This is a genomic window from Asticcacaulis sp., assembly GCF_047605585.1.
In the GTDB taxonomy this organism is placed as follows: Bacteria; Pseudomonadota; Alphaproteobacteria; order Caulobacterales; family Caulobacteraceae; genus Asticcacaulis.
Genome location: NZ_JASGFK010000002.1, coordinates 26,862 through 43,937, shown reverse-complemented (window position 1 = coordinate 43,937; position 17,076 = coordinate 26,862). Strand labels below are relative to the sequence as shown.

13 protein-coding genes are annotated in these 17,076 nt (G+C 58.8%); 6 read left to right on the top strand and 7 right to left on the bottom strand.

What is annotated here, in order from left to right; all coding sequences use genetic code 11:
• Positions 1 to 364: 364 nt before the first annotated feature.
• Complete coding sequence (locus QM647_RS06035; RefSeq protein ID WP_414994606.1) at positions 365 to 3,250, top strand: TonB-dependent receptor; 2,886 nt, start codon at positions 365 to 367, stop codon at positions 3,248 to 3,250.
• Positions 3,251 to 3,343: 93 nt separating this feature from the next.
• Here QM647_RS06035 and QM647_RS06030 read toward each other — a convergent pair whose 3' ends face one another.
• Together QM647_RS06030 and QM647_RS06025 are read right to left on the bottom strand one after the other, a co-directional pair.
• Positions 3,344 to 4,573 (bottom strand): sensor histidine kinase, encoded by a 1,230-nt coding sequence (locus QM647_RS06030; protein WP_414994605.1) that lies wholly within the window; start codon positions 4,571 to 4,573, stop codon positions 3,344 to 3,346.
• A complete protein-coding gene (locus tag QM647_RS06025; protein WP_414994604.1) occupies positions 4,563 to 5,096 on the bottom strand; it encodes a response regulator transcription factor in 534 nt (177 codons plus the stop codon). The genes QM647_RS06030 and QM647_RS06025 overlap by 11 nt, the downstream gene beginning before the upstream one ends.
• Before the next feature lie 174 nt (positions 5,097 to 5,270).
• Here QM647_RS06025 and QM647_RS06020 point away from each other — a divergent pair, with 174 nt between their 5' ends.
• From QM647_RS06020 to QM647_RS06000, 5 genes are read left to right on the top strand one after another with little or no spacing between them, the layout of a single operon-like run.
• Positions 5,271 to 6,572 (top strand): efflux RND transporter periplasmic adaptor subunit, encoded by a 1,302-nt coding sequence (locus tag QM647_RS06020; protein ID WP_414994603.1) that lies wholly within the window; start codon positions 5,271 to 5,273, stop codon positions 6,570 to 6,572.
• Entirely contained in the window at positions 6,569 to 7,249 is a 681-nt protein-coding gene (locus QM647_RS06015; protein WP_414994602.1) for an ABC transporter ATP-binding protein, read from the top strand. Before QM647_RS06020 ends, QM647_RS06015 begins: the two co-directional genes overlap by 4 nt.
• Before the next feature lie 12 nt (positions 7,250 to 7,261).
• Positions 7,262 to 9,706 (top strand): ABC transporter permease, encoded by a 2,445-nt coding sequence (locus QM647_RS06010; RefSeq protein ID WP_414994601.1) that lies wholly within the window; start codon positions 7,262 to 7,264, stop codon positions 9,704 to 9,706.
• A gap of 42 nt (positions 9,707 to 9,748) precedes the next feature.
• A complete protein-coding gene (locus QM647_RS06005) occupies positions 9,749 to 12,193 on the top strand; it encodes an ABC transporter permease (RefSeq protein WP_414994600.1) in 2,445 nt (814 codons plus the stop codon).
• Between the two features lie 19 nt (positions 12,194 to 12,212).
• The gene (locus QM647_RS06000; protein ID WP_414994599.1) at positions 12,213 to 12,752 is read left to right on the top strand and encodes a hypothetical protein; all 540 of its coding nucleotides are present in this window, start codon (positions 12,213 to 12,215) and stop codon (positions 12,750 to 12,752) included.
• Between the two features lies 1 nt (position 12,753).
• On the opposite strand, the gene QM647_RS05995 is transcribed toward QM647_RS06000, so the two are convergent.
• From QM647_RS05995 to QM647_RS05975, 5 genes are all read right to left on the bottom strand, one after another.
• Positions 12,754 to 13,557 (bottom strand): DUF1295 domain-containing protein, encoded by an 804-nt coding sequence (locus tag QM647_RS05995; RefSeq protein ID WP_414994598.1) that lies wholly within the window; start codon positions 13,555 to 13,557, stop codon positions 12,754 to 12,756.
• Positions 13,558 to 13,837: 280 nt separating this feature from the next.
• On the bottom strand, positions 13,838 to 15,289 hold the full coding sequence (locus QM647_RS05990) for a DUF6880 family protein (protein ID WP_414994597.1): 1,452 nt from the start codon (positions 15,287 to 15,289) through the stop codon (positions 13,838 to 13,840).
• Positions 15,290 to 15,326: 37 nt separating this feature from the next.
• A complete protein-coding gene (locus tag QM647_RS05985) occupies positions 15,327 to 15,743 on the bottom strand; it encodes a DUF2177 family protein (protein ID WP_414994596.1) in 417 nt (138 codons plus the stop codon).
• Positions 15,744 to 15,750: 7 nt separating this feature from the next.
• On the bottom strand, positions 15,751 to 16,407 hold the full coding sequence (locus tag QM647_RS05980) for a ChrR family anti-sigma-E factor (RefSeq protein ID WP_414994595.1): 657 nt from the start codon (positions 16,405 to 16,407) through the stop codon (positions 15,751 to 15,753).
• Positions 16,404 to 17,069: a sigma-70 family RNA polymerase sigma factor gene (locus tag QM647_RS05975; RefSeq protein ID WP_414994594.1), complete on the bottom strand. Its 666-nt coding sequence runs from the start codon at positions 17,067 to 17,069 to the stop codon at positions 16,404 to 16,406. The genes QM647_RS05980 and QM647_RS05975 overlap by 4 nt, the downstream gene beginning before the upstream one ends.
• Positions 17,070 to 17,076 lie beyond the last annotated feature (7 nt).

The following is a 17,076-nucleotide window of genomic DNA, read 5'->3' as shown; positions in this document are numbered from 1 at the left end:
CGAGCGTATTTAAGCACAAAAAAAGGCAGTGGTACCACTGCCCCGTAAGCTTCGATTGCGAGGCGAGAAGGCGCAAGTTTAATAATAATTCAAAATGGAAATAATGTCTGAGTAAATGCGGCCTAAAATGGGTGCGCTTTTGTCGTGTTTGTGCAAATTATGCGTCTGACGTGAAATAAGATTTTATAAAAGAAACTATTAAAATACTGAAAGTTGTTTATCGTTGTTAATTTGATACACCCGGGTCGAAAACAAGTTTATATCGACCGGGTAGGCTATGGTCACCCTATTGACTCATCATTATTGTCGGACAATAAATCTCGCAGAATTCTCGCAATGATCCGAGATTCACAGGGAGATTACCATGCAAACTGCCGCTTCTGGCAATTCGCGCCATCATGCGCGCCTGACTCCGCTTTGGCTGACCGCGGCCATTCCCGTCTGCGTCTTAGGACTTGGGTTGGCCGCCCAAGCTCAGGAAACCGCTCAGACGCCTAGCCAAACAACACCCACCGCACAGGCAGCACCCGACGACAGCACCGTTGTTGTTGTCAAAGGGGTTCGCGCCAGCATCACTAAAAGCCTGGCCACCAAGCGCCGGAGCACACAGGTTGTGGATTCCATCGTTGCTGAAGATATCGGCAAATTGCCCGACAATAATGTGATCGAGGCCTTGCAACGGGTCGCTGGCGTTCAGGTGACCGACCGTGGGGGTGGCGAGGTCGGTACCATCTCGATCCGCGGCATGCCCGATATCAGCACCACATGGAACGGGCGCAATGTGTTTACTGCCTCCAGTCGTCAACTGTCGCTGCAGGACATCCCCTCGACCCTGGTTCGACAGATCGATGTCTATAAAACCCGCTCTGCATCACAGCTAGAGTCTGGCATCGCCGGCCAGATCGATGTCTCGACACTACGGCCCTTTGATTTCAAGGGTTTCGAGGTTTCGCTGGCCGGGCGCGGCAGCTACGATGAACAGTCTGGCAATTTCAATCCCAATGTCAGCGGTCTGATCAGTAACCGGTGGTCAACAGGCGCGGGTGATTTCGGTGCCTTGCTGAATCTGAGTTATTCCCGTGCTAAATACCGTGTCCAGACCGTAACTGCGGGCGCTTTGGTCCCATTCGCGACGGTGGACGATCCACCGGCCGGCTGGAGTGCGTTGGAGCGCCTGTTCAATGGCGATGCGCGCGCCGGTGGCGCCACCTTCTGGCAGCCGGGTACCAATACTGGCCTCTCGTCTGAGGAAGGCGCCACGCTCAATATCAATGGCGTCGATGTGCCCTATTACCTGTCCCGCGATGCTGTCTTTGCTACCGATCTGACCGGGGATCGCGAACGGCCGGCAGCTAATATCGCCCTGCAATGGCAACCGAACGCCGATGCTGTCTATACCTTCGAGTTCATGTATGACGGTTATAGAAATACGACATTCAGCAACTTGCTGTTTTCTTACGTCGATGGCTGGTGGGACTTGGGCGATGACCCGTCAAGCAGTTTCACGCTTTACCCTGGCACCAATATCATCAAGTCGCGCACCACGGGCTCGGTCTATGGTTTCAACTCGGGTGATCTGACCACGGCGAAAACCGATAGCTTCATTTATGCCCTGAATGGCAAATGGAACATCGGCGATCGCTTCAGCCTGGTCGGCGACCTGTCCTATCAGAACAGCGTCTATACCTCGGAATTCATGGCCATGCGCACCGAACGCACGGCGGGTTCGATTACAGCTGATTTCAATGCTCATGATGGCATTGCCGCCTTCAGCTTCGACGACAACAGCCTGCTGGCCGATCCGTCGCAGTGGACCGTCGCCCAATTTTACGACAACGCCAACCGTAACAAGGGGTATGCCGGCACAGCATCTCTGGATGGTGTCTATGAGGCGGACTGGGGACCGGTAAAAAAGATCAGCTTCGGCGTCCGCTATGACGATCGCAAGGCGGAGGAGGCCGCCCGTGGCCAGAGCGCCTATCTGGGGCAGGCCCTTAGCAGCCTTGATTCCGGCCTGCAGTATTATAACACTGATTTCTACGATGGCCGTTCTGACGTACCGACCTCTTGGGTGGTGGCCAACGGCTACTATATACGCGACCATATCGACGAAATCCGGGAACTATATCATTCGGTCGATTCCAGCTTCAAGACGACCGATGAGCTGTCGCTGTTCACCAACTTCCGCGCCGATGAAAAAACGACGTCACTCTATGCCCAGGCCGACCTCGAAAACCAGCTACTGGGCCGTCGGCTGCGCAGTCAATTTGGCTTGCGTTATGTCGATATAGAGACCGATCTGAACTTCTATCAGCTCGTGGATTCCAGTGTTGTGGAAACCACGGCGCAAAAACAGATCAGCAAGGTCTTGCCGAGCGCGACCCTGCGCTATGACGTCAGTGACGACATCCTTGTCCGTCTGAACTATGGCGAAACCCTTCGTCGTCCGAACTTCGGCGATCTCAATCCTTATACGACCTTGACCGACGCCGTGACGAACAGCGGTTACGGTTCGGGTTCGAAAGGGAATCCGGACCTGACGGCGACCCATGCGAAAAATCTCGACCTGACGGCTGAATGGTACTTCTCGAAAGACAGCGCCCTCTACGGTACCCTGTTCCAGCGTAAAATCGACGGTCTGGTGGTCACTATGGCGCTTCAGGAAGACACGACCAATACGGCAACAGGCAATACGGGCTCATACCTGGTCAGCACCCCGTATAATGCGTCCAATGGCGTGCTTGAAGGCATGGAGCTGGGCCTGACCTATTTCCCGAAGGATCTGCCCGGGGTTCTGAACGGTCTGGGCGTCCAGGCCAGTGTCACTAAGCTCGATTCTTCACAGAATGTGCCGAACGTCAATTCGGAGGGCGAAATTATTGGTCAGCTCAAAACCGACTTCTTCGGCGTGTCAAAACTGTCCTATAATATAACGCTGGCCTACGAGCACGGCCCGCTTGGCGCGCGTTTGTCCTATGTCTGGCGCGATCGCTTCCTGGCCAGCAACGAGGCTTCCTCTTTTGCCAATCCGATCGGTGTCTGGCGCCGGCCGGAAAAGGACCTCGACCTGCAGCTGAACTACAATATAAGCCCGCGCCTGTCGGTATCTGTCGATGCCGTCAACCTGACCGACGAGCTTCAGCAGAACTATTACTATTTCAACGGCGGCTATGGTGGCCAGGATACAGACAATCTTGGTTCCACCATCCTCGGCCGTACCTTCTCCATCGGCTTCCGCTGGAAAATGTAAGAGGTATGAACCGGGCCGGTGAAGCACCCGCCCGGTTCATAATGGTATCGGCTTAGATATCCATGCTGGCGCTGCCTGAAAAGGCAGCGCATTTTATGCCGCGCTTTTCAGCTCAAATTCGAAACAGGCGCCGGGCAGGTCCTCCGACTGGTGATCAGGACATAGCCGCAAGGTCGCCCCATGGCCCTGTACAATCTGGCGGGCCAGGCTGAGGCCCACGCCCGTACCGGTGTCCTTGGTTGTATAGAAGGGCAGGAACACCTGTGTCGCCTGTTCAGGTCGGATGCCGGGGCCGGAATCCTGCAGCCGGAAGGCTATGCGGTCGTCTTCGGCGATCACATGCAGCCGCACCGCCGGCGAGGTCTTTTCCGCTGCCGATTTTTCGAGGGCCGCCTGGGCGCCGTTATTGAGCAGGTTGCCAACGCACAGCCACATCTGGTCCTCGTCCATGATGGCCCGCAGCCCGGCAGGCACCTGGATATCGAACGCCACGCCGCGTTCGCTCCATTGGGCGGCAAAGCTTTCGCGCATCACATCGAGCCAGGGATCGACATCGACGGGCCGCAGGTCCGGTGGCGGCAGGCGGGTGAGGGCGCGATAGGCGTTGATAAACTGCGTCAGGCCGTCGGTACGGGCAACGACCCGCTCCAGCGCCTTGATCGCCTGGGCCGTGGCCTGTGGTTCGCCTTCGCGCAGGATATCGAGCGCCGAGCGGCTCATCGAGGCGACGGGCGTCAGGGCGTTCATCAGTTCATGATTGAGCACGCGCAGTAAATCACGCAGGGCGGTGGCCTCTGCCGCGCGCACCTCGGCGGAAATATCGGTCAGAACGGCCAGATGCGAACTGCGGTTGCTCTCGTCGATCTCCGTGCGTTCCACCGACCAGCTGCCGCCCTGCCAGTTGATCTGGCCGCCGATCCTGGTGATGTCCGCAGCCTCGCCCAGAAGCGCGCGCTTGACCGCCACGGGCAGGGCGTAGGAGACATTGAACAGGCGTCGCGCCGCGCGATTGACCGCGATCAGTTGGCCATCGCCGGTGCCGAGCAAGAGCGGTGAGGGCGTTTGGTCCAGCAGGATCTGCAGACGGCGACGGCTCAGCTCGGCCGTGTAGGTAGCGCCAGCCGGGCCATGACGGCGCAGGAAGTCCTTACCCAGCCGCACGAAGGTGGTGGTTGCGCCGATACTGGCGAGGAACCCCGCCGCCAGCAGGCATAGCGAGGCTGTGGCGAACAGCCCGTGCGCGAAGGCGATCCAGGCCAGGGCGCCGGCGGCAAAGACACCGGCCTGTGCGCCGAGCGTCAGCAGGAGGCGCCTATAGTCCATGCTTTTCCATCCGCCGGTAGAGCGCCGCCCGTGTCAGGCCCAGATCCTTGGCCGCCTGCGAGATGTTGAACTGGTGGCGCTCCAGGGCCAGCCGGATCAGGTCGCGTTCCGACCGCTCAAGATTAAGGTCGCGCGGTGGCGGCGCGGGCACCGGCAAACGCGGATTTTCCAGCGCCGAACGGATGCTGGCGACGAAGCGGTCATTGTTCCATGGCTTGACGACGAAATCCTGTGCCCCCAGCCGCATCGCCTCGACCGCTATGGCCATGCCCGAATGGCCGGTGACGACCACGATCGGCAGATGCGGCATGTCATCCATGCGCTTGCGCAGAAAGGTCAGTCCCGCCTCGCCGGAGGTATCGCCCCGGCGGTAATTGAGATCGAGCAGCAGAATATCGATGCCGCCGCCCGCAAGAACGCCCTCGGCGGTCTCTGGCGTCTGGGCGGTCAAAAGGTCGAATCCGGCCCGGGTCAGCACCAATTCGGCGGCCGCCAGCACATCCGAGTCATCGTCGAGAAACAAGGCGCGCGGCCTTGCCTTTGAAGCTCTTTCACTGTCTGCCGACTGTAGATCTGACATGTTCGTTTTCGGACACCCTGAGCTTTTCCTTGAGAGCAATTTGAGTCTAAAAATATCAAAAAGTCAAATATATTTAGATGGTTATGTCTATTGAAAACAGCGTGCTAATCTGTCTTCATGGCAGATAATACCTTTACCGCACCCGCGCCCAAAATGGACCGCAAGATCAGCAGGCCGTGGTGGCAAAAACGCGCGCCGCTCCTGATCGTCGTGGCGGTTGCCATTGTCGTGGGCGCAGGCCTCCTGTACCTGACCCTGCCGGCGCCGGGCACGGTGACAGCCTCGGCCGATGCGATGGAGACGGGGACAGTCACGCGCGGTGAGTTTCAAGACTATGTACCGCTGCGTTCCACCGTGGTGCCGCTCGAAATCACCTATATCACCGCCATTTCAGGCGGACAGGTCGGTGCGATTTCCGCCCAGGATGGTGATCTGGTGGCGCCTGGCCAGGAACTGGCGCGGCTGGCCAACCCGGACCTGACGCTGCAGGTCGCGTCTAAGGAGGCGGAGGTGTCCGGCCAGCTCAGCAATACCAACAGCCAGATGATGAGCCTGCGCAACACCCGGGCCGACCGCGATCAGGCTATGTCGGACGCGCTCTATGCCCTGCACAAGGCCGAGGAGACCCTGAAGAAGTACGAACGTCTACGTGACCAGGGCGTGGTCAATGATGCCGGGGTAAAGCCCTATGCCGACGAGGCCGGTTATCAGCGTGACCGCGTGGCGGCGCTGAAAAAGGCGCAAGCCTCTGACGACAGCTTCTTCGCCAGCCAGGGGCAGCAGATCGACGCCTCGGCCAATGACCTGCGGCGCTCGCTCTCCGCCGTACGGCAGGGCCTGGAGGCCCTGACTATCCGCGCCCCCATAGCCGGCCGCCTGACTGGCTTCGATCTCAAACCGGGCCAGGCCGTTAAGCCTGGCGACACCCTGGCCGAGGTCGATTCCGATAATGCCTGGAAGCTGTCGGCTGAGGTCGATGAATTCTATCTGGCGCGTCTCAGTCCCGGCCTGAAGGCAGTGGCCACCGTCCATGGCCAGGAGACCGGCGTCCATATCACGCGCGTCTATCCCCAGGTCCATGACGGCCATATCACCGTCGAGATGCAGTTCGATGGCGCCATGCCGCAGGATCTGAAACGTGGCGAGGCGATAGATGTCCGCCTGTCGCTCGGCAAGTCGAGCGAAGCCATACTCGCCCCCGGCGGCTCATGGATCGGCGATACCAATGGCACCTACGCCTTCGTGCTCAATCAGAAAGGCGACCGCGCCGACCGCCGGGCCATCTCTACAGGCCGCCGCAATCCCGACCAGGTCGAGGTCTTGAGCGGCCTCAAGCCCGGCGAGCGCATCATTGTCGCCCCGCTTACAGACTACACTCGCGCCAAACACATCCGCCTCAGCCAGAAGAAGTCGTCATGATCGAACTCAAGAACATCACCCGCCTGTATCGCGCCGACGAGATAGAAACGACGGCGCTGCATAATATCTCGCTCACCATAGGTCGCGGCGAGTTCGTCGCTATCATGGGGCCTTCGGGGTGCGGAAAATCAACCCTGTTGAACATTCTCGGCACCATCGACCGGCCGACCTCCGGCGCCTATCTTTTTGAAGGTGAGGATCTGGCGCGGATGACCGAGGTCAATCTGGCGCGCCATCGAGCCAAACACCTCGGTTTTATCTTCCAGAGTTTCAACCTGGTCGATGACCTGACGATCCAGGAAAACATCGAATTAGGTCTGCTTTATCGCAAGGATCGCAAGGGCTCGCGCCGCAAGGCGGTCGAGGCGGCCATGGACCGCGTCGGGATCGCCCACCGCGCCCGCCATTTCCCTCATCAGCTTTCGGGCGGCCAGCAGCAGCGCGCCGCCATCGCCCGCGCCATAGTCGGCGAACCCGACCTGATCCTGGCCGACGAACCCACCGGCAATCTCGATACGGAAAACGGTGCGCAGGTCATGGATATCCTGCACGGGCTGAACAAGTCCGGCGCCACCATCATCATGGTCACCCACTCGCCGAGCCATGCCGATCAGGCCTCGCGCCGCATCGATATCCTAGACGGCCAGCTGGTCGCCTCGGTCGCCCAGGTTTTGTAGCAAGCAGATGTGATGTTCAAATCCGCCGGCATCGCCTTCCTTCGTTCGTTCACGCGCCATCCATTGTATGCGCTGCTGAATCTGCTGGGTCTGAGCCTGGGGATCGCCGTCTTCATCACCATGGGCCAGTTCGTGCGCTATGAAATGGGCTATGACAGCTTCTGGCGCGGCGCGGCGGATATCCAGGCGATCACCACGACCTGGACCTTTCCAAACCGGCCGGCCCAAAAAGACTTCAGCACCATGGGCGGACTCCTTGACCAGTTGCATGAAGACTATCCGCAGCTTATCGGCACGCGTCTGCATGGCAGCGGCGCCATTGTCCACAGCGGCGACACCTTGTCCGAAGAATACGCAGTCCAGGTGGACCCCGATTTCTTCAAGGTTTTCGACCTCGACCTAATCGCCGGTGACAAGACCGTGGCTCTGCGCGATCCGCAAAGCGTCATGCTGTCTGAAAGCCTGGCGAAAAAGTATTTCCCCGATCGCCCGGCCTTCGGGCAAACCCTTATACTGAGTGATGAACTGGGCACCTCGCCTTATCGGGTCACGGCAGTGTTCAGGGATGTCTCCGAACAGTCCAGCGAACGCTTCCGGCTGATCCGGCCGCTTACCAAAGCGCGGATGCTGAGCGGCAACTGGTATCACTGGGGATCGGAAAACCTGACCACCTATCTGCGTCTCAAACCCGCCGAGGCCAGAAATCTCAAGGCTTCCATGCCGGGCTTTGTCGACCGAAAGGGGGGGCACGCCTTCGGCGATAATGTCCCTCACAAAGTGGTGCAGATCGGTTTCCAGCCAATGACATCAATTCATCTGGACGATGCTAAATCCCGCACGGCGGTTATCATCCTGGGTGTGGTCGGCAGCCTCGCGTTCCTGATCGCCGCCATCAATTACATCAACCTGGCCACGGCCCGCGCCGGGATGCGGGCCCGTGAGGTGGCAGTACGCAAGACGCTAGGCGCCACCCGAACCGGACTGATTGGTCAGTTCCTGTTCGAAGCGGTCTGCAACATGCTCCTGGCGGTGCTTATCGGATTTAGCCTGGTGGAACTGACCTTGCCGGTCATGAATGCCGTGGGTGGTCTGTCGCTCAAGCTTGACTACGCGCACGACTGGCCGGCCCTAGCCGCGATCGTGGGGGGGCTTGCGCTCACCGGCTGTCTGGCGGGCATTTATCCAGCGCTTGTCCTGTCTGGCTTTCGGCCGGCCCTGGTGCTGGCTACCTCGCGCACGCCGGCGGGCGGACGGCTTGGCGCGCGGGTGCGTGAAGGCCTGGTGGTCGTGCAGTTTGCGGTTGTCGTCGCATTTTTCGTGCTGGTGACCGGATTCTACAGCCAGATTGCGCACATGAAGACGGCGGATATCGGCTTCAGGCGCGAGGGATTGCTTATTACCCGTGTCACCACTGACCCCAATGTAACCCCGGCGCAGGTGGACGCCTACGTAACGGCCTTATCGCGCATGCCGCAAGTGGCAGGTGTCACCTTCGCCAATGCCGCCCCCGGCGACGACTCCGAGTCCAATGCCGAGAATCTCACCCCGGAAGGCTATAATGGCAACAGTCCGCCTCACAGCAGCTGGACCATTACGGGGCCGGACTTCTTCAAAACCTACGGCACACGCCTGCTGGCCGGGCGCGTCCTTGACCTGAACCATGGTGAAGACCAGCGCTCGTCCCTGGAGGCAATCAAGACCGCGCCGCCGGAAACCCCCATTCCCTTGAGTAATATCGTGCTCAGCCGGGGGGCTACAAAACTGATGAACTATGCGTCGCCACAAGCGGCTTTGGGCAAGATCCTGACCCTCGGCTACGACAAGGTGCGGGTGATCGGCGTGGTCGAGGATATGCGGCTGCAGTCACCCAACGAAAAAGTACCGCCCATGGTCTATATTTTCGATGCGCACCCGACACACAATCCGATCGTGACCCTGCGTTTCGCCGATGTGCCGGAACCCCTGATGCGCGACCGTATGGCGGCGGCCTGGAAGCAGGTGGCGCCGAATGTGCCGTTCCAGGTGGTTTCGGCCGAGGAAAATCTCGACAAATACTATAAGCCCGAACGCAACCGCTCCAACCTGCTCGGCATCGGCGCCTTGATCGCCGCAGTGATCGGTTCCATCGGTCTTTACGGCATGGCGGCTTTCAATACCTCGCGCCGCGCGCTGGAGATCGGCTTACGCAAAACCCTGGGAGCCTCGCGGGGCCAGGTCGTGCGGCTGCTTGCCTTTCAGTTCCTCAGGCCGGTCCTCATCGCCAACCTGATCGCCTGGCCGGTGGCCTGGTGGGTGCTGAAAAACTGGCTGTCGCAGTTTGATGATGCCGTTGCGCTCAATCCCTTTCAATTCCTGGCTCCCAGCCTCGCGGCCCTGTTGATTGCCGCCCTGACCGTCACCGGCCTGGCCTTTGCCACGGCTGGTAAAGCGCCCGGCAAGGCCCTGCGCCATGATTAACCGTATCTCGCCCCAAATGAGTTTGACCCAAAGAGCTTCACAATGCTGAAAAGTGCCTTCACCGCCTTCCTGCGCGGCTTTACCCGACATCCGCTCTATGCGTTGCTGAACATGCTGGGCCTCAGCTTTGGCATTGCCGTCTTTATCGCGCTCAGCCTGCTCTACCGCTTCGAAACGAGTTATGAAAGCTGGAGCCCCGAGCTGCCGCAGATCTATTTCATGGGCACACGCTACCATTTCCCCGGCATGAGCGAAGAGATTCGATCCAGCTCAATGGGGGGGCTGCTGGAAGAGTTCAAGACGGCTTATCCTCAGACCGACGGGACAAGGGATTGGCCGAATACGGTCACTATCCATAAGGGCGCGGAGGTTTTCAGCGAACAGGGAGACCTGGTCGACGCCAACTTTCTCACCTTCTTCAATGTACCGATGCTTCAGGGGGATGCGGCCACCGCCCTGACCGATCCCTCCCGGATTGTTCTGAGTGAGACTATGGCGCGTAAATATTTCGGCACGGCGGATGTCATAGGCCGCACCATCACGCTCAGTGACGAGGAAGGTTTGAAGGCCTATACGGTCAGCGCCGTCATGCGCGACCTGCCAAAAAATACCGAAATGAAGCTGGATATACTTCGCCTTATGACATCTCAGCGTACGGCCATGGAAAAAGAGACCTGGCATCACTGGGGCTCCGGCCAGTTGAACACTTATGTGAAATTTAAAGATCGCGCCGAGGCTTTGGCCTTTGAAAAGCAGATGCCGGCTTTTACGGACCGCCAGGTTGGCGACACCTTCGGTCCCGACATTACGCCGCACAAGTTGCTCGAACTGAAGGTAGTGCCGCTGGCTGATGGACACCTGATCGATCCCAAACTCAAGGCAGCCATTATTTCACTGGGTCTGGTTGGTGTCGTCGCCCTGACACTCGCCCTGATCAACTATATCAACCTGGCCACGGCGCGCGCCGGTATGCGGGCGCGAGAAGTGGCCGTACGCAAGACCTTGGGCGCACCGCCTGCCGCCCTGCGCCTGCAGTTCCTTGGGGAAGCCATACTGACCTTGCTGCTGGCCTTTCTCGTGGCGCTTTCTGGTGTCGAACTTAGCTTGCCTTTGATCAACAGCGCTGGCGGCCTGTCGCTGTCCATCGACTACCGTGGCGATGCCTTATGGATTTTATCCTTGCTCGGTGTCGTTCTGGGTGCCGGTCTTTTGGCGGCACTTTATCCGGCATTTGTGCTGTCGGCCTTCAAGCCGTCACAGGTTTTGGCTTCCAGCCGCACCCCCGGTGGCGGCCGCATGGGCGGCCGTATTCGCGCAGGCCTGGCCATGCTGCAATTCACGGCCGTCGTCTCCGCTTTCGTCCTGATAATGGGCTTTATCCTGCAGATAGATCATATCCAAAAGGCAGATATCGGCTTTGGCCGAGATAACTTCATGATTATCACGGCTTTTCGCGATTCCGGTGTCAACCAGGCTCAGCGCGATGCCTATATGACGGCAGTGAAGGGGGTGCGGGGGGTGACCCGCGCCACGGTCGGTAATGCTATTCCTGGTGACCAGAGCACCTCTAACAGTTCCAATATCGTGCGACCTGGCCAGTCGGATAATATCAGCCTGTCACCTTCGCTTAACTGGTCGATGGTTGGGGACGGTTATTTTGAGCTGCTGGGTACGAAACTGATTGCCGGTCGCTTCTTCGAGCCTGGCCGTGGCGAGGACCAGATGTGGGATTGGTCAAAGGATAACAAGGAAACGGTCTACAGCGTCATCATCAGCCGCAAGGCCGCAAAAAACATGGGCTTCGCCTCGCCTCAGGCTGCGGTCAACCAGCCCGCCACCTTCAACGACCACCATGTCCGCATTATTGGCGTTGTCGAAGACATGCGCTTTTATAACCCCAACGAGGCCATTCCACCGAAGCTCTATCTCTACGATGCTCATGTCTCCTATGCCGCGGCGGGTATGGTGCGTTATCAGGGCGTAACCGAGCCGCAGATGCGGGAGCGTCTGCGCGCCCTGTGGCGTCAGATTGCGCCGAGCGTACCGTTCGAAGTGACATCGGTGACTGAAAACCTCGACAAGTATTACAAGCCCGAACGCGACCGTAATCACCTGTTCAGCATCGGCACGGGCATCGCCGCCCTGATCGGCTGTATCGGTCTCTACGGTCTGGCCGCCTTCAATACCTCGCGGCGTATCCGCGAAATCGGTGTGCGCAAGGTGCTGGGTGCCTCACGCGGGCAGGTGGTATGGCTGCTGTTGCTGCAGTTCCTGCGGCCGGTAGCCGTGGCCAGCCTGGTCGCCTGGCCGGTCGCCTGGCTGGTACTCAGTCACTGGCTCAGCCAGTTCGACGACGCCATCGCCATGCCTTACTGGATCTTCCCCGTGGCATCGGTGACGGCGCTGGCGATTGCGTTGATCACTGTGGCGGGTGTCGCCTTCGGCGCGGCGAGCGTGGAACCCGGCAAGGCATTGAGACACGAATAGCCTCAGGGAGAGGAACAACATGATGCGCTTTAATCCTGTCAGGTATCTGGCCGTGCTGCCCTTAATTCTGGGGCTGACACAGTGTGATGTGATCGAGGCGATCCATAATCCGAAGCCAAAGGACGGGCCCGATGCCGATGACCTGGTCCTGAAGACCTCGCCCAAGGCGGAGGCGGCGCTAAAAACCTCCGAGGGCCTGACGGTTGATGCCTATTATTACGGCCATGTAAAGCCTGCCTTCAGCGCCGAGGCTGACAGCCTTCACCGCATTCGCCTGGGTCGCGAAACCTGGGATTATCCGGCCACTTCGCGTCGCGTACACCTCTATGCCGCTGGTATCGAGTCAAAGGCACTTCGCAAGACGATCGAAGGCGAACCTTTGGTTTTGGTGACGGTTCTGGGCAGCGGCGTGCCTGGCAAGGTGGTGGACTGCCATTCCTATATCGGCCCCATTCGTCAAGCCCATCAAAAATCACCCGAGATGCATTGCGAAATCGAATCTGAAACCTATTGGGAAGACGCTACAGCCAATGCTTCAGCAACTGACGCCGCAAAATAGGTTATGTCTCGCCTCCAAGGCGTCTGCGCACCGGTAAAGGAAAGAAGGCGCTGGTGCGGGCCTGGTAGGCGCGGAAGGCGTCGCCGCGAGTCCTAAGCATGTGGGCTTCCAGTGGCGGAATGCCCGATACGTAGACGAGCAGTCCGTACATCAGGACCGGCGCCGAAAGCGCAACCCAGTTCCAGAACGGCGCGTCGGGCGCGATGGCAATGACTGCGAAGGCGCACCAGCCCAGCCATTCGAAGAAATAGTTCGGATGGCGTGAATAGCGCCACAGACCGGTATCGCAGACCTGGCCCTTATGCTTGGCAGAAAACCGCGCCAGTTGCGCATCGGCCAGGCCTTCGCCCACGACCGCGATCACAAGCAGGGTCACGCCGGCCATGTCGCCGATGCCGGGAAACGGCCCAGGATGAATGGCCGCCATCCGAACGGAAAGAACCAGAACAAGAGCGGCTGCGGCCTGGATTTGCAGGAACACGAACAGCTCCAGCGGCCACCGAGCGCCGGCCTTCTGAGCCATGTCGGCATAGCGTGGATCGTCTCCGCCTTTCGCGGCACGCAAGGCAATGTGACCGGCCAGGCGCGCCGCCCACAATAGTATCAACATGGCTACCAGAACCTGGCGACCATGGTCGACATGTAAGGACGGCCACAAGGCACCGACCGCGCCACTCAGGCCAGTGGCGGCCGACCAGATGACGTCGATCCAGCCGCTGTTGCGCGTCTGGCGCTGGACGAGCCAGGCCACCGCCATCATGAGGCTGAGTATGGCAGCTAGGGTAAGGACGAGGAACGGGGTCATGATCCTGATACGACGCGTCAGGCGCAACAGTTCATCTATCGTCAAATTCGCAGGAACTAGCGCATGGCGAGGGCTGTGCTTTAATTGACGTCGAATTAGCCAAAATCGTAATCCAGCCCTAGCTCGAAATGGAGATAGAGGTCTTTCGAAATCTATAAGTTCTGTTGAAGGTGACGGAGACCGCAAGTCCAATAGAATTGACTTGCTAGCCGGTCAGGCTGGAGACCTCACTTACAGAGGTTGCATCTAAGAAATAAGCTCATAGTGTTGGTGCCCGAATTTACGCGAGCGCGTTCCAGAATGCCCTTCGCCGACTATGTGCTGTAGTAAGTTTACTCATCCAAGTTTCGTGATTGTCATATCGGTCAAAATCTTCGACATGGCGAGATAAGCTTTCCGCTTCAAGCGCATTAATTGCTGCAGCTGCATGCGCCGGTTCCAAGAGGGTGTCTAGACTGGCTTCGACGATCTGGCGATGGAGCATTACTGCAGCGAGCGGGTAGCGGGCCGACAAGCGGTCGGCAGCGTGGCCCATCGTAATCGTGTGTTTGCCATCCAGTTCGAAAACGCGCCGCTTAACGAGCTCGGCTGCGCGCTGTGGCGAGGGCCAGCTAATTAAAAGGGTCAGGGCTTCATTGGGATCCGGAAAGTCCAAAACCTGGTCAAGAACTTCATCCTCAGCCTCAACGTCTTCGAAGTCCGGCAAGCGTTTCAGGTACTCACGAAGATAGTGGGGCTCAAGCGTTTGGTGAAACTGGTCGAGACGAGCCTTCTGCGCCTCTGCCTTACGATCTAACAGCTCCAGGGCATCAATGCGCAAACCAATCCATTCGGAAGGCATCGGCAGACGGCTGGCCAAACGCGCACGATCAAGCGCAATTAATGCATCGTTCGCGCGGTTTGCCTTTAATAAGCGCAGTGCGATCTGGGTAGCTGTATTGGGATTGTAAGCATCAGCCATAAGGGCGATGTAAGCGTCGACATCGCCAAGCGCATCGGCGATGCTTAAGAGACTCACGCGCATCATTTTCTCGGGGGTGCGTTTGGTTAGCAATTCCGATGAGGAAAGTAAGCGCTTGCGCCATCGCCGTCCTGTCCTCGGCTTGACGCGCGATGCACGAGGCACATGTTTAGAAGCGTTTCTAATTAGTTCTCGCAGCTCGACGAGGTGTTGCGGTCCCAGCAAAGGCGTCATGGCGGATATTAACTTGTCGTTTTGCCCGTAACTGTTGGCCATCTGAACAGCCGCAGTGCGCCTATACAATTCCTCCGCTGGCGAAGCGATTAATTGTTCCACATACCCGACATCGTCGCATGCCGCCTTAAAAATTTCGATAGTTTCTCCTGTAGAGTCTCCAGAGCGCTCGATTACTAAGTCGCCCAATCCAATGAACTGCCACATTAACTCTGATGCCAACTGTGGAGCATCAGGTAGGACTTGCTCCATAATAAGTTTACGCTGGCTGTTCAGGTCGCCTCGAAACCCTTTGAGGGTTCGTGGGCCGATGTTGGACGTCGCTTCAGCTAAGACGGTCAAGCGTTTGCGAATCTCGTTTGCGAGCTTGTCGGGACTTTCGCTTCCAGCGAGCTCGAGGCGAAGACGACGTCGGGCATTTGCATTGCCCTCACTGACCTCCATCAGCAAGGCAGCCAATCGATGGGTGCCCAACGATTCCAGATTTTTAGCGTTTAGCGCTGTCTTGGAGACCATCTTCAGATTTATGGGGATCAAATGAAAATCGGCAAGGGCGTTAGGCTAAATATCGCATCTATTTTGATCTTCGCCACACCAGGCTTACGGCGAGCGCAGCGCCGGCAGCTCCAAACAGAGTGATGACCATGCCCCAGGCCATATCGATCAGGCTCAAAGGCAGGGGCCAGTAACTGATAACCGCCAGCCCGGTAAGGTCGTAGGTGCCGTAGGTGACCAGTCCGAACAGGGCCGCGCGCCACAGGAGCGATGGCCAGTCGGTTTGGCCTGTCTTGACGAGCGGCCAGACGATCAGGGCATTGAGCGCCAGCGCGTAGAGCAGGTAAAAGGCAGAGGCTGCCGCCAGGTTCGGTTTCGCGCTGAGCAGGGCGGCCATCTGTGGCTGGTACAGCGGTACATAGCTTAGCCCTAGCCAGATGGCATCGCTGGCAATCATGACGCCGAGCGTGGTGATGACGCAAACCAAAAAACGCATGCCCACCTCAGATACGTGCAAACGGCTGCAACAGGCGGCCGAGCCAGGTCTTGGGTCGGATCGGCGCGTCCTGCCAGATTAGGCACAGGCAGTCCTCATCCGGCGCCATGGCTGGGGCGTGCGAAATATCCGGATCGCACAGCAGGAAATCGCCAACGGTATATTCGCCAAGGTTATCGGAGAAGCGCCCTTTGAGCATCAGGGTGGCCTCGAGGCAGTGGTGGCTGTGTTCCGGCATCACCATTCCCGCCTTGACTGACATCAGGTAGGTCTTGTCTCCCGGCGGGGCGCCGTCAAGATGCACCGGCGCCATCCATACGCCCGGCGCGGCCCAGTAGCGGCCGGTAATCTGCGCTTTGCGCAAGGGTACGGGCAGCTCGAATCCCTTTAAAAATAACGGCTGCGGTTTTTGTGGCGCGATTGCGGGCTCAGGACGCTCTATCCGTGCCAGGGCCAGGTTGAGGGCATTTTCCGACATATCCACGCCGGCGACATCCTCTAGCAGGGCGCCGCCTATGGCATCGAGCAGGTTCAGTTGGCCGCGGCAATGCGGGCAGATGTCAACATGGCCCGCTACAGCCAGGCTGAGGCCGGGCGGTAGCTTCCCCTTGTGGAGCGCCCACAGCAGGTCTTCGCTCGGATGATGGACTATGGCTTGCGTCATGCCACACCGCCGGTTTGTTTGAGAGTGCTCCGCAACCGTTCCATGGCCAACCGCAGGCGGGATTTTACCGTGCCGAGCGGCAGGGAGAGGTTGCGGGCGATATCGGCGTGCGACAGATCTTCGTAAAACGACAGTTTCAGTATGGCCAGCTGTTCCGGCGGTAGTATCTTCAGTATCGCCTTGACCGAGCCGCTGTCCTCGCCGTCGATCAGGGCCTGATCGCCTGTTTTTTCGGCTTCTGGCTGCCACAGGTCTTCCGGCAGGTCGCGGATGCGTTTCGCCTTGCGAGCCAGGTCGATGCGTAGGTTGCGGGCGATGGAATAGATCCAGGTCGAGGCCCGGGCTTTTTGCGGATTGAACAGATCGGCCTTGCGCCACACGGTGAGCAGGGTGTCCTGGGCCAGATCCTCGGCCTCCTGCGCCGTCAGGCCCAGTCCCATGACAAAGGCCTTGAGGCGCGGGGCAAATTGCATGAAGAGCGTCGCATAGGCCGACCGGTCACGCTGGTCGGCGATACGCACGATCAGCTCTTCCGGCGAAGGGACCATGGCCGAAGACACAGTGGCGGCGTGCGGGTCTGTCATGCGCCCACAAGAGCCTATAATGTCGGCGCGGTCAAAGGTCATGTGCGTCAGGGCCTCGATTGGCAGGTTGCTTGTCATACGGCTC

Bases quoted from the DNA above. Each gene is read 5' to 3' on its own strand.
- QM647_RS06035 (WP_414994606.1), top strand. From the start codon at position 365: ATGCAAACTGCCGCTTCTGGCAATTCGCGCCATCATGCGCGCCTGACT.
- QM647_RS06030 (WP_414994605.1), bottom strand. From the start codon at position 4,573: ATGGACTATAGGCGCCTCCTGCTGACGCTCGGCGCACAGGCCGGTGTC.
- QM647_RS06020 (WP_414994603.1), top strand. From the start codon at position 5,271: ATGGCAGATAATACCTTTACCGCACCCGCGCCCAAAATGGACCGCAAG.
- QM647_RS06015 (WP_414994602.1), top strand. From the start codon at position 6,569: ATGATCGAACTCAAGAACATCACCCGCCTGTATCGCGCCGACGAGATA.
- QM647_RS06010 (WP_414994601.1), top strand. From the start codon at position 7,262: ATGTTCAAATCCGCCGGCATCGCCTTCCTTCGTTCGTTCACGCGCCAT.
- QM647_RS06005 (WP_414994600.1), top strand. From the start codon at position 9,749: ATGCTGAAAAGTGCCTTCACCGCCTTCCTGCGCGGCTTTACCCGACAT.
- QM647_RS06000 (WP_414994599.1), top strand. From the start codon at position 12,213: ATGATGCGCTTTAATCCTGTCAGGTATCTGGCCGTGCTGCCCTTAATT.
- QM647_RS05995 (WP_414994598.1), bottom strand. From the start codon at position 13,557: ATGACCCCGTTCCTCGTCCTTACCCTAGCTGCCATACTCAGCCTCATG.
- QM647_RS05985 (WP_414994596.1), bottom strand. From the start codon at position 15,743: ATGCGTTTTTTGGTTTGCGTCATCACCACGCTCGGCGTCATGATTGCC.
- QM647_RS05980 (WP_414994595.1), bottom strand. From the start codon at position 16,407: ATGACGCAAGCCATAGTCCATCATCCGAGCGAAGACCTGCTGTGGGCG.
- QM647_RS05975 (WP_414994594.1), bottom strand. From the start codon at position 17,069: ATGACAAGCAACCTGCCAATCGAGGCCCTGACGCACATGACCTTTGAC.